The sequence below is a fragment of the Lentzea sp. NPDC042327 genome (assembly GCF_040647275.1).
GTDB lineage: Bacteria > Actinomycetota > Actinomycetes > Mycobacteriales > Pseudonocardiaceae > Lentzea.
Map to the genome: position 1 here is coordinate 141,211 of NZ_JBEZBX010000004.1, position 13,015 is coordinate 154,225.

Below are 13,015 nucleotides of genomic sequence, written 5' to 3' on the forward strand. Positions count from 1 at the left end.
CCCTAGTGCAGCAGCTGCACGAGCTCGTCGACGACCGGTTCGGGACCGCCGTTCGCGACGTGGGCGACGACGGAGAACGGGGCGAACGTGCGCGCCCAGGCGAACAGCCGGTCGCCGTCGAGCCCGCAGGCACCCGCGACCGCCGCGCACCGGGCAGTGACGCCCTCCCGGCCGGCGCCGGCGAGCACGAGGTCGACGGCGTCGAAGCAGGGATCTCCCAGGCACGCCTTGGGATCGACCGCCACGAGGCCGCGTGCGGGACCGCCGTCGAGGGCGTTGCCGGGGTGCAGGTCGCCGTGCAGCACCACGGTCGTGCCGGTCGTGTCGAGCAGGCGCGCGCACTGCTGCATCGCCCGCGCCCACTCCATCGGCCCGATGCGCGCGGCCACGACGGGGTCGTGCAGCCGGCGCCCGATGCGGGCGAAGGCCTCCTCGCACCGGGCCCGCAGCGTGCCGAGCGGGTGTGCGGGCGGGTCGGTGGCGTGCAGCCCCGCCAGCAGGTCCGCCCACAGCGCGGGCAGCGCGTAGGCGGGCAGGTCCTCCGCGAGCGTGCCGGGGAGCACCTCCTCCAGCACGAGGGCACCGGCCTCCTCGTCGGCCGCCAGCACGGCGGGCACCTTGCCCGACGGGGCGAACAGGGCGAGGGCGGCGGCCTGGGCGGCGATCAGCGAGCGGTCCTCGCTGACCTTGAGCACGGCGGGTGTGCCGTCGGACCAGCGGCAGCGCACGACGGTGGCCGACGAGCCGCCGTCGAACGGGGGGCCGAGGGTGAGGTTCCAGCGGGTGGCGAGGTGGGCGGTCGTGCGGTCCAGGTCCACCTTGATCACCTTGCCGCCTTCCCGGTCAGGGCCGGGTGAAGGCGCGCAGGAAGGTGTCCAGCAGCTCCTCGCGGCCCTCGACCGCCACCTGCCCGGACCGCGCGGCGCGGACGACGGCGCGGTAGGAGGGCAGCTCGTCCTCGGCGATCAGGGCGGTGGGCCTGCTCCAAGGCCCATGACGGCCTGAGCCGTCTCCTCTGCCTCTGATGGCATCTGCAAGTACCACCAACTCAACATCAACGGGCACTTTTCTACTACCAACAGCGCCTCCACCCGCCCAAAGGACTCAGGACTGGTTCGGCGAGTGGCGAACAGGTTGGTGGTAGTCAGCGGCGATTTGATCATGTGTTGGTGGTGCTTGCAGATGCCATGGGCGACAGCAGGGTCGGCGGTCAGGCCTGGTCGAACTCCGGGATCAGCTCCCCCACCAACCGGATGCTGGTCATCACCTCGTCCGCCCCGATCGGCCCGATCTGCTGCAGGCACATCAACCGGTCGATCCCGAGGTCGGCGTACGCGCGCAGCTTCTTGCGGCACGTGTCCGGGCTGCCCACGATGAGCGACTGCTGCGCGGAGAGCACCTCGAACAGCTCGTCGTCGGGCACGTCCTCGCCCTGGAGGATCCGGCCGATCACGAGCTGCGCGTCGGTGGGAGCGGCGTCGGCCTCGGCGCGCAGGAACTCGCCGGTGAGGCCGGTGCCGCCGGCGGCGAGGATGTCCTGGTGGCGTTGCATGGTGGCGGCGAACTCGGCGGCGGCGTTGAAGAAGCGCAGCGCGGTGACGGTGTACCAGGCGGCGGCCGCGGCGGCGCCGTTGCGCATGGCCTGCTCGTCGGTTTCGGCGCAGTGCACGAAGGTGAAGTAGGCGACCTGGTTGTTGACGAACTCGCCGACGGGTGCGGTGCACTGCGCGGCGGCGGCGCGGTAGAGGTCGATCATGCGGGCCACCCGGTCGAGTGACTCCCAGATGGTGGTGCCGAGCACGCCCACACCGCGGCGGCCGGCCTCCTCGAACGACGTCGGGGACGCGGCGGCCTGCCACAGCGGCGGGTGCGGGCGCTGCAGGGGCTTGGGGACGATCGAGACGTCGGAGATGTCGTAGTGCTCACCGGTGTGCGAGAAGCGGTCGGTGGTCCACATCTTCGGGATCATCTCGAACGCCTCCGCGGTCTGCGCGCGGGCGTCGGCGGGCTCGATGCCGAACAGGTTCCACTCGGGGATCGTCGACCGGGTCAGGCCGAGCTCGACACGGCCACCGCTGAGGTGGTCGAGGGTGGCGGCGCGTTCGGCGACGCGGATCGGGTGGTTGAACCGGCCCGGCGCGAGGACGGCGGCGTGGCCGAGGCGCATGCGGGAGGTCTGCTGGGACAGCGCGGCGAGCATCAGCTCGGGAGCCGACGAGAGGCTGAACTCGCCGGCGCCGTGGTGCTCCACCTGCCACCAGCAGCCATAGCCGAGCTCGTCGGCGAGACGGGCCTGGTCGAGGGCCTGGCGGAAGCGGAACTGCTCGGGGGCGGCACCGGGGTTCTGGATCTCGTTGAACAGGTCGATCTTCATCGGCACACCTCACGTCGCGCGGACACCACGGCTGATGTCTCCCCCGGCGGCCAGGTCGTTACCGTCCCGATGCACATTCGCGCGAACGGACGGGTGCCGGTCAGCCCACCGGTGGGTTCACGTTCTGGTTCGCGTTTTCGAAAACCATTGGACGTCAACACGAATCGAGACGAAAGGACCGGGAAAACCGGCATCACCGTTGACCGTCCACCCACGAGCGCAGGTCACGCCGCTGCCGCCGTTCACCGTGAATATGCCGGTGAACACAGTTCGCAGAAGCGGGCACGGGCGCTCACGTGGTCGAATGCCCGCGCCGCCGCGATCGGTCGCGGAGATCGACAGCTCGGCACCGGGTCGGTGATCTGTCCGTCTCCCCCGCTGCGTGCGATTCTGGCGAAATGCGGGGGAACTCCAGGTCCTGGCAGGCACATCCGTTCCGGCTGCTGCTCGTCGAGGACGACCGGGAGCTGGCCGAGCTGCTCGCCGCCGTGCTGCGCGGTGAAGGGTACTCCGTGGACGTCGCGAGGGACGGGCATCGGGGGCTGCACCTCGCGCTCACCCAGGCCTACGACGTGGTGGTCGTCGACCGCGGGCTGCCCGTGATCGACGGGCTGGACCTGGTGGTGCGGATGCGGTCCCGGTCCGTGCGCACGCCGGCGCTGGTGCTGACCGCGATGGGCGGGGTGGACGACCGGATCGACGGGCTCGACGCCGGTGCGGACGACTACCTGGTGAAGCCGTTCGACCTGGGCGAGCTGAGCGCGCGGCTGCGGGCGCTGTGCCGGCGGGCGGTGGAGCTGGCCGCCGTGCTGCGGATCGGGTCCGGTCAGCTCGACCTGCAGCAGCACGAGGTGGTGCTGCCCGACGGGGAACGGGTGCCGCTGACCACCAGGGAGTTCGCGCTGCTGCGGGCGCTCGCGAGCCACCCGGAGACGGTGCACACGCGGGCGGCGTTGCGCCGCACGGTGTTCCAGGACGCCCCCTCACCCTCCATTGTGGACACGTACGTGCACTACCTGCGCAGCAAGGTCGGGCGCTCGGTCGTCCGAACGGTCCAGGGCGTCGGCTACCGGTTGGGGGCCCTGTGAGGGCGTGGGCCGAGGCGGAGCGCGCGGAGCTGCGGCGGGCGCGGTTGCGGATCAGCCTGCTGGTGGGCGTGGCGATCTCGCTGATGATCGCGTTCGTCGGCGGCATCGCGTACGTCGTCATGGAGCAGGGCCAGAAGTCGCTGGTGGCCAGGGAACTGCGGTACAACGCCGAGTTCGGCGTGCCCGGCACCGCGCCGCGGTGCGCCTGGGTGTTCACGCTGCGCGGCGGTGAGCTCGACCTCGGCGTGCTCGACGTGCCGCACGGCTTCCCGCTGCACGACGACCTGGCGGCGGTGCGGGCGTCCGGCGCACCGGTCGAACGCGCCGTCGCCGCCAACGGCACCGAGTACCTCGTGCTCACCCGGTCCGGCCGCGACGGCGCGGCGGTGCAGGCGGTGTTCGACACCCGGTACCAGCTCGCCGACCGGCGGCACCTGTTGCAGGCGCTGGGGATCGCGCAGCTGGCCGGTCTCGTCGCCGCGGCGCTGGTCGGCCTGGGCGTGAGCCGCCGGACGGTCGCGCCGCTGGCCGAGGCGCTGGCGCGGCAACGGCGGTTCGTCACCGACGCGAGCCACGAGCTGCGCACGCCGATCGCGCGGGCGTACACGCGGGCGCAGGTGCTCGTCCGGCTGGCCGCGGCGCACGACCTGCCCGACGACCACCGCGACAGCCTCGGCAAGCTGGCCGAGTCGATCCGCGGTCTCGGCGACGTGGTCGACGACCTGCTGCTGTCGGCGCGGCTGCGCCGTGAGCTCGACGGCCGGCCGGTGGACCTCGCCGCCGTGGCGGACGCGGCGGTGACCGGCGAGGGCGACCGCGCCGCGGAACGGCGGATCAGGCTCGCGGTCGACCGCCCCGCCGAGCCGGTGGTCGTGACCGGTGTGGAGACGGCGTTGCGGCGGGCCGTGGACGAGCTGCTGGCCAACGCGGTGCGGCACACGCCGGAGGGCGGGCGGATCGACGTGCGGGTCGGGTCGGGTGCCGGGTACGCCGTGGTGGAGGTCGCCGACACCGGCGAGGGGTTCGCCCCCGCCGACGCGGACCGGATCTTCGAGCGGTTCCGGCACGGCGCGGGCGAGCAGCGGTTCGGCGTGGGGCTCGCGCTGGTGCGGGAGATCGTCACGAGCCACGGCGGCGCGGTCGAGGCCGCCGGGAACCCGGGACGGGGTGCGCGGTTCACACTGTTCCTCCCGATGGCGGGTGCGTCTCCGCGCTCGGTCCCGCCGCGGGTCGCGACCGCGTGCCCGTGACGAGGTCGGCGGCCACCCGCACGTCCTCGTCCAGCGGGCGGTCCGGGTCGACCGGCTCGACCGCCCCGGCCAGCGCGTCCAGCAGGTCGGCGCAGCCGGGCGCCGTCGGCCGCCGCCCGCCCACGTGCACCGCCTGCCGCAGCCCCAGCGCCAGCGACCCGCACAGCAACCGCAGCAGCTCCGCGAGGTCGTAAGCGCGCAGCGCGGCCTGCGTCCCGAACGGCACCACGTCTTGGTTGTGCAAGTTCGTCGGCAGGCTCTGAGTGGACGCGGGCACGGTGCCGCGCCGCATCTCCGCGACGAACGCGGTGGTCGCCAGCTGCACGCCCTGCAACCCGTGCTGCTGACCGGGTCCCGCCGCGAGCATCGGGGGCAGGCCGGTGTTGCGCACGGGGTCGACGAGCAGGTCGAGCTGGCGTTCCGCGAGGTTGCCCAGCGACGTCGTCACCATGGCGAGCACGTCACCGGCGAACGCGGCCGGCTGGCCGAAGAAGTTGCCGCCGTGCGCCACGAGGTCGTCGTCCGGGAAGAACAGCGGGTTGTCGCTCACCCCGGCCAGGTCCGAGCGGACCACGCCGTCCACGTACCGCAGGGCGTCCTCGCACGCGCCCAGCAGCTGCGGTGAGCAGCGCAGGCTGTACGGCTCCTGCAACGGGCGGTCGCCGCTGGGCCGGATGCCGTCCAGCAGAGCACGCATGCGCGTGGCAACAACCCGAGCGCCGTCGTGTCCGTAGGCGTCGATCAGCCGCGGGTTCACGAAACCGGGGTCGGCACCGAGGACGTCCGCGAGCAGACAGGTCAGGTCCTGCACGGCGATGTGCGACGCGCGCACGGACGACAACGCGAGCGAGAGCGCGGCAGTGGTGACCGAGGTGCCGTTCACCAACGCCAGCGCATCGCGTCCGTCCAACGACAACGGCGTCAGCCCGGCCTCGGCCAGCGCCTCGGCCGCGGGCACCCGCACGCCGTCCAGGTAGGCGAACCCCCTGCCGCGCAACGCCTGCGCCGCGTACGCCAACGGGATCAGGTCCCCGCTGGCACCGACCGACCCGTAGCGCGGCACGGCGGGCACGAAGGACGTGCCGAACATCGCGGCGAGCCCGTCCACCACGTGCGCCGAGACACCGGACAGGCCCTGCGCCAGCGACCAGGTCCGCACCAGCAGGGCCGCGCGCACGACGTCCGGCGGGAGGTCGGGACCCTGGCCCGCACCGAGGTGCGCCAGGGTGTTGTCGCACTGGTCCGCCTCGGACGCACGACCGGCGAAGCCCACGAGAGCACCGAAACCGGTCTTGGCGCCGTAGACGGGGCGTTCGTCGTCGGCCAGGACCCCGCGCAGGTGGTCGCGGCCGCGGTGCAGGCGCTGCGCGACGGTCGGCCCGATGAGCACCTCCACGGGTGCGGCCGCGCGGAGGAGGTGCTCGCCGGTCAGCGGCGAGGCGAGGTCCACGGTGGTGCGGGAAGCGGTCGTGGTCACGGCGTCGAAGGTAGGGAGTCGATCTCAGAGAGTTCTGAGATCGCGTGGGTAGCTTCCTCGGCCATGGCGCACGACTACCTGATCATCGGGGCCGGACCGGCCGGGTTGCAGCTCGCGGCACTGCTGGAGCGCGACGGTCGCGACTACGCCGTCCTCGAACGCGGCAACGGTGCGGGCGCGTTCTTCACCCGCTACCCGCGGCACCGCAAGCTCATCTCCATCAACAAGGTCCACTCGGGGTACGCGGACCCGGAGCAGCGGATGCGGATGGACTGGAACTCGCTGCTGCTCGACGATCCGGACCTGCTGTTCACCCGGTACAGCCCCCGGTACTTCCCCGCGGCCGACGACATGGTCCGCTACCTCGAAGACGTCGCCACCGGCCTGCGTGTGCACTATGACGTCGAGGTCGCCCGGATCGCCAAGCAGGGCAACGCGTTCGTCGTCACCGACCACAGCGGACGGACGTGGCAGGCCGCGCACCTGGTCGTGGCCACCGGCGTGTCGCAGCTGCACGTGCCGGACATCCCCGGCATCGAGCACGTCGAGCGCTACGACACCTTCGACACCGACCCGGAGGGGTTCACCGGCCAGCGGGTGCTGGTGATCGGCAAGGGCAACTCCGGGTTCGAGACCGCCGACGCGCTCGTCGAGCACGCCGCCGTCATCCACGTCGCCGGGCCGCACTCGGTGAAGCTGGCCTGGCAGACGCACTACGTCGGGCACCTGCGGGCGGTGAACAACAACTTCCTCGACACCTACCAGCTCAAGTCGGAGAACGCCGTCCTCGACGGCACGATCGAGCAGATCGACCGCAGGCCGGAAGGCGGTTTCCGGATCCGGTTCCGGTACGCGCGCACGCAGGAGCAGCTGCGCGAGCTGGACTACGACCGGATCATCGCCTGCACCGGGTTCCGGTTCGACAGCTCGATCTTCGCCGGCAGCGCACGGCCGCGGCTGGTGGTCGACGACCGGTTCCCGGAGCTCACCTCGGCGTTCGAGTCGACCACCGTGCCCGGCCTGTACTTCGCCGGCACCATCACGCAGTCGCGCGACTTCAAGAAGTCGACCAGCGGGTTCATCCACGGCTTCCGCTACGGCGCCCGCGCGCTGCACCGCATCCTCTCCGCCCGCAACCACGGCACGCCGTGGCCGGGGCGGGAGGTCGACGCCTCTCCGGAGTCGATCAGCGACGCGCTCATCGCCCGGCTGAACCGCTCGTCGTGCCTGTGGCAGCAGTTCGCGGTGATCGGCGACGTCGTCACGGTCGACGGCGGCACGGCGCGGTACGAGGAGGAGGTGCCGGTCGCCTACGTCCACGACGGCGGTCTCGACGCGGCCGAGCACCGGTTCGTCGCGACGCTGGAGTACGGCCCGCACCACGACACCGTCGACCCGTTCGACATCGACGTCCCCCGCGTCGCCGAGAACGACGCCGCGCACGCCGCCGACGCGAGCTACCTGCACCCGGTGGTCCGCTACCACCGCAACGGCGAGCTGGTCGCGACCCACCACCTGGCGGAGAACCTGGAGAACCACTGGGACCTGCCGGGCGTGCACCAGCAGCCGCTGGCCGTGTTCGTGAAGGAATGCCTTGCCGGCGCGTGAGGCCGGGCCGTTCCCGCGGGCGGTGCTCGACGTGCTCGCCGTCGCCGCGGACCGGCCGGTCTTCGAGCACGGCACCCGCGTGGTGACCGGCGACGAGCTGCTGGACCTCACCGCGCGGATCGCGCACGGACTGCGCTCCCGCGGCATCGGTCCCGGTGACGGGCTGGCGCTGCTGCTCGGCGTCACCCCGGAGGCGTTCGCCACGATCCTCGCCGGGCACGCGGTGGGCGCGCGGGTCGTGGGCGTGCGGCCGGGCCTGACCGACGCCCAGGTCCGGCACCTGCTCGGCCTCGACATCGCGCTCGTCCTCGAAGACGCCGACGTGGACGCGTTGCGGCGGCACGGGAGCGCCGAGCTCACCTGCGCCGGCCGCCCGGACGACGTCGCCCGGCTCATCCACACCAGCGGCAGCACGGGTGCGCCCAAGGCCTGTGCCCAGACCTACGCCGCGATGACCCGCGCGTGGACCGCACGGCCCGAGGCGTGGCCGCCCGCGATCCGCGACCTGGCCGGCCGCCTCGACCGCTACCTCGTGTTCGGGTCGCTGTCGAGCCAGGTCATGTTCGAGTACGCGGTCCTCACGCTCACCGCGGGCGGCACGGTCGTCGTCGCCGACACCCCCGCGCCGGTCGAGTCGATCACCCGCCACCGCGCCACCGCGCGGGTGATCACCGTGCCCGGACTGGCGAAGCTGGTGCGCGGCCAGCGCGAGCGGCCCGCTGACCTGTCGGCGTTGCGCGCGCTGCTCGTCTCCGGGTCACCGCTGACGGCCGAACGCCACCGCGAGGCACTGGAGGTCCTGGGACCGGTGCTGTTCCACGGCTATGGCCAGACCGAGACCGGCATGATCTCGATGGCCACGCCCGCCGACCCGCCCGGCACGGTCGGCCGGCCACCGGTCGACGTCGAGGTCCGCGACGGCGAGCTGTTCGTGCGGACACCCGGCCAGGCCGGCTCCTACTGGGCGAACCCGGCCGAGTCGGCCGAGGTGTTCGTCGACGGCTGGGTCCGCACCCGCGACCTCGGCCACCTCGACGCCGATGGCTTCCTGCACCTCACCGGGCGGGCCCGCGACGTCGTGATCGTCAACGCCAACCTGCACCACATCGGCCCCATCGAACAGGTGCTCGCCGAACACCCGGACGTCGCCGAGGCCTACGTGGTCGCCGTGCCGGACGAGGACACCGGCGAGGCCGTGCACGCGTTCGTCGTCCCCCGCGCCGACCGCGTGCCCGCCCTCGCCGAGCTGCGGCACCTGGTGACCGAACGGCTGGGCGCCGCCTGCGCTCCGGTGCGGGTCACCGCCATCGCCGAACCCCCCGTCGCCCCGAGCGGCAAACCCGACAAGCGCCGGTTGGTCGAACCGGTCGGCACCGCGTGAAGGAGAAACCCTTGTCCAGCGAGGTTTCCACCGACTGTCTCGTCATCGGCGCCGGTCCTGCCGGGCTGCAGGCGTCCGCCCTGCTCAAGCAGGCGGGACGCGACCACCTGGTGCTCGAGTCCGGTGCGGCGGCCGGGACGTTCTTCACCCGCTTCCCGCGCCACCGGATGCTGATCTCCATCAACAAGGTGCACACCGGCTGGGACGACCCAGAGCTGAACCTACGCACCGACTGGAACTCGCTGCTCACCGACGACCCGGACCTGCTGTTCACCGCCTACACCCCGCGCTACTTCCCCGGTGCCGACGACATGGTCCGCTACCTCGGCGACTTCGCCGTGAAGAACGACCTGCCGATCCGCTACGACACCACGGTCGTCTCGGTGACCCGGCCGGACGACTTCGTGGTGCACGACCAGCACGGCGGCACGTACCGGGCGAAGCGGCTCATCGTCGCCACCGGCGTCTCGAAGCAGTACGTCCCCGACATCGAGGGCGTCGAGCACGCAGAGCCCTACTACGACGTGTCGGTGGACCCGGCCGACTTCACCGGCAAGAAGGTCCTCATCATCGGGCGCGGCAACTCGGCGTTCGAGACCGCGGACAACCTGGTCGAGACCGCTGCGGTCATCCACGTCGCCGGCCCCGGTTCGCTGAAGCTCGCCTGGCAGACGCACTTCGTCGGCCACCTGCGGGCGGTGAACAACAACTTCCTCGACACCTACCAGCTCAAGTCGCAGAACGCGGTGCTGGACGGGCACATCGCGGGCATCCGGCGCGACGGCGACGACTACTGGGTGAAGGTCAGCTTCCAGCGGGTGAACGAGGTGGTGAAGGAGATCCGGTACGACCGGGTGATCCTCGCGACCGGGTTCCGGTTCGACGCCTCGATCTTCGCGCCGGAGTGCCGCCCGCAGCTCACGATCAAGGACCGCTTCCCCGACCAGACCGCGGCGTGGGAGTCGGTGAACGTGCCCGACCTGTTCTTCGCCGGCACGATCACGCAGGCCAGGGACTTCAAGAAGTCCACAAGCGGGTTCATCCACGGCTTCCGCTACGGCGTGCGCGCGTTGCACCGCATCATCGAGCACCGCTACCACGGTGTGGACTGGCCCAGCCGGGAGATCGCGGCCGACGGCGTGACCGACGCGATCATCGAGCGGGTCAACCGGACCTCGGCGCTGTGGCAGCTGTTCGCGTTCATGTCCGACGTCGTGCTGTTCGGCGCCGACGGCACGGTGCGCTACGTCGAGGAGGTGCCGGTCGCACACCTGCACGAGGCGGTGGCCCGCGGCGAGTTCGGCGACGTGGAGTCGTACCTGGTGGTGACGCTGGAGTACGGCGCAGACCACGACAAGGTCAACCCGTTCGACATCTCCGCCGGCCGCACCTCGCAGGACGACACCAGCGGGCTCGACGGCCGCTACCTGCACCCGGTCGTGCGCCGGTTCCGCGCCGGCGAGCTGGTCGACGAGCACCACCTCACCGAGAACCTCGAGAACGAGTGGGACAGCGAGACGGTGCACAGGGCGCCGCTGCGGGAGTACCTGCGGTGAACCCGGTGCTCGCGGAGCTGCACGACAAGGCACGCGCGGTGCTCGACCCCGTCCACTACGACTTCTTCGCGGGCGGGGTCGGGGACGAGGTCGTGCTCGCGGAGAACGAGGCCGCGTTCGCCCGGCGCGCCCTGCTGCCCAGGGTGCTGCGGGGCGGCGCGGTGCGCACCGGGTTCCCGGTGGTGGTAGCGCCGACGGCGTTCCACCGGCTCGCCCACCCCGACGGCGAGCTGGCGACGGCGCGTGCCGCCGGGGAGGCGGTGCTGGTGTCCAGCATGGCCTCGACGGTGCCGATCGCCGAGGTCGTGGCGGCGGCGAGCGGGCCGGTGTGGTTCCAGCTCTACCTCCAGCCCACCCCCGGTGTGACCGAGGCGCTGGTGGAACGGGCGGAACGGGCCGGCTGCGCCGCGCTGGTCGTCACCGTCGACTCGCCGGTGTTCGGCCGGCACCGCAGGGACATCGCGCACGGGTTCCACGACCTGCCACCGGGGCTGGCGGCGGAGAACATGCGCGACCTCGCCGGTGCCACCGGTCTGCGCGACATCGAGATGGCGGCGTTCACGTGGGAGGACGTCGATCGGCTGCGTGCGCGGACCTCGCTCCCGGTGTGGTTGAAGGGGGTCCTGCACCCGGCGGACGCGGTGCTCGCGGTGGAGCACGGGGTGGCGGGGATCTTCGTGTCCAACCACGGCGGCCGTCAGCTCGACGTCGTGCCGGCGGCGCTGGACGCGTTGCCCGCAGTGGTCGAGGCGGTCGCCGGGCGGGTGCCCGTGGTGCTCGACGGTGGTGTGCGCGGCGGCGGGGACATCGCGGTGGCGCTGGCGCTCGGAGCGTCCGCGGTCGGCATCGGCCGGCCGGTGCTGTGGGGGCTCGCCGCCGACGGCGAAGCAGGGGTGCGGCGGGTGCTCGACGTGCTGCGCGACGAGTACCTGCACGTGCTGGCGCTGTGCGGGGGCGAGCTGAGCGGCGACATGGTGGTGACCCGGTGCTGAGGTGGTTGCCGGGGCGGGTGGTCGCGTTGCGCGCCAAGGTGTTCGAGAAGGTCAACGGCGACAACGCCATCACGTTCCCGAACGACGTGGTGGGTCCCGACCGGTTCCAGGAGCTCTACGGCCACCCCGCCGTGAACGGCCGCAGCAGGGGCGCCGGGTTGTCGGACCTGTTCTGGTACTGGCTCTCCCCCGGTCCCGAGGTGCACCAGGAACACCTGGAGGACGGGCCGCGCTACGACGACGTGGCCCGCGTGACGCGGACGTTCCTCGCCGGGCCGAGCGCCGATCTCGCGGACCTCGCCACCCGCTGCACGGCGAAGGTCCTCGGCGAGGTGCTGACCGGACCGGTCACGCACGTGCGGTTGCGCGACCTGATGATGCCGGTGTGGGCCGAGTACTTCTACGAGCTGGTGTTCGGCGAACCCTGCCCTCGGTACGCGCGTGACCTGGTCGTCGAGCACGCCGACGACGTCGTGAGCGCGTTGAAGTGCACGGGGCTGCGCCACCCCGCCCGCCGGGAGCGGCTGAGCCGGTACCTGCGGGTGCGGCTCGCGGACGTCCGCCACCCGCTGCCGGAGACGTTGTCGGAGACCGAGCAGGTGCACTACCTGCAGGGCACCTACTTCAACACCGCGGTCGTGCAGATGTCCGAGGCGATGGCGCACCTCCTGCTCGCACTGGCCCAGCACCCCGAGGCGGCCCGGCGGGCGGACGACGACCGGTACTTCGGCCACGTGCTGGACGAGACGTTCCGGCTCTACCCGCTGTTCGGCATCGCCCACCGCATCACGACCGCCGACGTCGTGCTCGACGAGCACACGTCGTTCCCCGCCGGTTCGGTGCTGTGCTTCGACTACCCCGCCTACCACGCCACCGGCTACGACGACCCGCACGCGTTCGACCCGTCCCGCTGGGAGCGCACCAACGCCCGCCGCGAGCACCACATCCCGTTCGGCGTCGCCGCCAACCGGCCGTGCCCGGCGTGGCGGCTCTCCCCCATCGCGATGCGCGCGGCCGCCAGGGAGGTCCTGCGGCAGGTCACCCCGCATTCGCCGGTGGCGCACACCCGCTCGTTGCCCAGCCGCGGCCCGTGCCTGCTCGTCCGCACCGGCCCGGTGCCACGGCGGCGGCTCGCCCTGATGCGCGTGCGCGACCGCTGGGGTGACGTCTGGCGCAGCGTCGTCCAGCTCGTGCTCGGCACCGTGATGGTGGTGCACGCCCGCCGGCTGCGGCTGGCGGGGCGCTACTTCGAGACGAACGACCCGCAGGGTTGCCCGGTCCGCCACTGA

General features: G+C 72.3%; 11 protein-coding genes. 7 read left to right on the forward strand and 4 right to left on the reverse strand.

The genetic code is table 11. The features are described from left to right. Window positions 1-2: 2 nt before the first annotated feature. The 3 genes from AB0A63_RS11630 to AB0A63_RS11640 all read right to left on the reverse strand — a co-directional run bounded on the left by AB0A63_RS11630 (window position 3) and on the right by AB0A63_RS11640 (window position 2,374). Window positions 3-827 carry an aminoglycoside phosphotransferase family protein gene (locus AB0A63_RS11630; RefSeq protein WP_360388697.1) on the reverse strand — a complete coding sequence of 275 codons (825 nt, stop codon included), beginning with the start codon at window positions 825-827 and terminating at the stop codon, window positions 3-5. Between the two features lie 16 nt (window positions 828-843). Then, a complete protein-coding gene (locus AB0A63_RS11635; protein ID WP_360388700.1) occupies window positions 844-1,044 on the reverse strand; it encodes a hypothetical protein in 201 nt (66 codons plus the stop codon). Between the two features lie 166 nt (window positions 1,045-1,210). After that, window positions 1,211-2,374 (reverse strand): LLM class flavin-dependent oxidoreductase, encoded by a 1,164-nt coding sequence (locus AB0A63_RS11640; protein ID WP_360388703.1) that lies wholly within the window; start codon window positions 2,372-2,374, stop codon window positions 1,211-1,213. Window positions 2,375-2,772: 398 nt separating this feature from the next. Between AB0A63_RS11640 and AB0A63_RS11645 the strand changes: the two genes are divergently transcribed. Both AB0A63_RS11645 and AB0A63_RS11650 read left to right on the forward strand, forming a co-directional pair. Then, on the forward strand, window positions 2,773-3,462 hold the full coding sequence (locus AB0A63_RS11645) for a response regulator transcription factor (protein ID WP_360388706.1): 690 nt from the start codon (window positions 2,773-2,775) through the stop codon (window positions 3,460-3,462). Beyond that, window positions 3,459-4,712 (forward strand): HAMP domain-containing sensor histidine kinase, encoded by a 1,254-nt coding sequence (locus AB0A63_RS11650; RefSeq protein ID WP_360388709.1) that lies wholly within the window; start codon window positions 3,459-3,461, stop codon window positions 4,710-4,712. The genes AB0A63_RS11645 and AB0A63_RS11650 overlap by 4 nt, the downstream gene beginning before the upstream one ends. Here the strand turns inward: AB0A63_RS11650 and AB0A63_RS11655 are convergent. Continuing rightward, complete coding sequence (locus tag AB0A63_RS11655; protein WP_360388712.1) at window positions 4,639-6,189, reverse strand: aromatic amino acid ammonia-lyase; 1,551 nt, start codon at window positions 6,187-6,189, stop codon at window positions 4,639-4,641. The two genes, AB0A63_RS11650 and AB0A63_RS11655, sit on opposite strands and share 74 nt — an antisense overlap. Before the next feature lie 63 nt (window positions 6,190-6,252). Between AB0A63_RS11655 and AB0A63_RS11660 the strand changes: the two genes are divergently transcribed. From AB0A63_RS11660 to AB0A63_RS11680, 5 genes are read left to right on the forward strand one after another with little or no spacing between them, the layout of a single operon-like run. Beyond that, on the forward strand, window positions 6,253-7,797 hold the full coding sequence (locus AB0A63_RS11660) for an NAD(P)-binding domain-containing protein (RefSeq protein WP_360388715.1): 1,545 nt from the start codon (window positions 6,253-6,255) through the stop codon (window positions 7,795-7,797). Next, window positions 7,784-9,178 (forward strand): long-chain fatty acid--CoA ligase, encoded by a 1,395-nt coding sequence (locus AB0A63_RS11665; protein ID WP_360388718.1) that lies wholly within the window; start codon window positions 7,784-7,786, stop codon window positions 9,176-9,178. Before AB0A63_RS11660 ends, AB0A63_RS11665 begins: the two co-directional genes overlap by 14 nt. 11 nt (window positions 9,179-9,189) lie before the next feature. Next, the gene (locus AB0A63_RS11670) at window positions 9,190-10,734 is read left to right on the forward strand and encodes an NAD(P)-binding domain-containing protein (RefSeq protein ID WP_360388721.1); all 1,545 of its coding nucleotides are present in this window, start codon (window positions 9,190-9,192) and stop codon (window positions 10,732-10,734) included. Continuing rightward, the gene (locus AB0A63_RS11675) at window positions 10,731-11,726 is read left to right on the forward strand and encodes an alpha-hydroxy acid oxidase (RefSeq protein ID WP_360388724.1); all 996 of its coding nucleotides are present in this window, start codon (window positions 10,731-10,733) and stop codon (window positions 11,724-11,726) included. The genes AB0A63_RS11670 and AB0A63_RS11675 overlap by 4 nt, the downstream gene beginning before the upstream one ends. Continuing rightward, a complete protein-coding gene (locus AB0A63_RS11680; protein WP_360388727.1) occupies window positions 11,720-13,015 on the forward strand; it encodes a cytochrome P450 in 1,296 nt (431 codons plus the stop codon). Before AB0A63_RS11675 ends, AB0A63_RS11680 begins: the two co-directional genes overlap by 7 nt.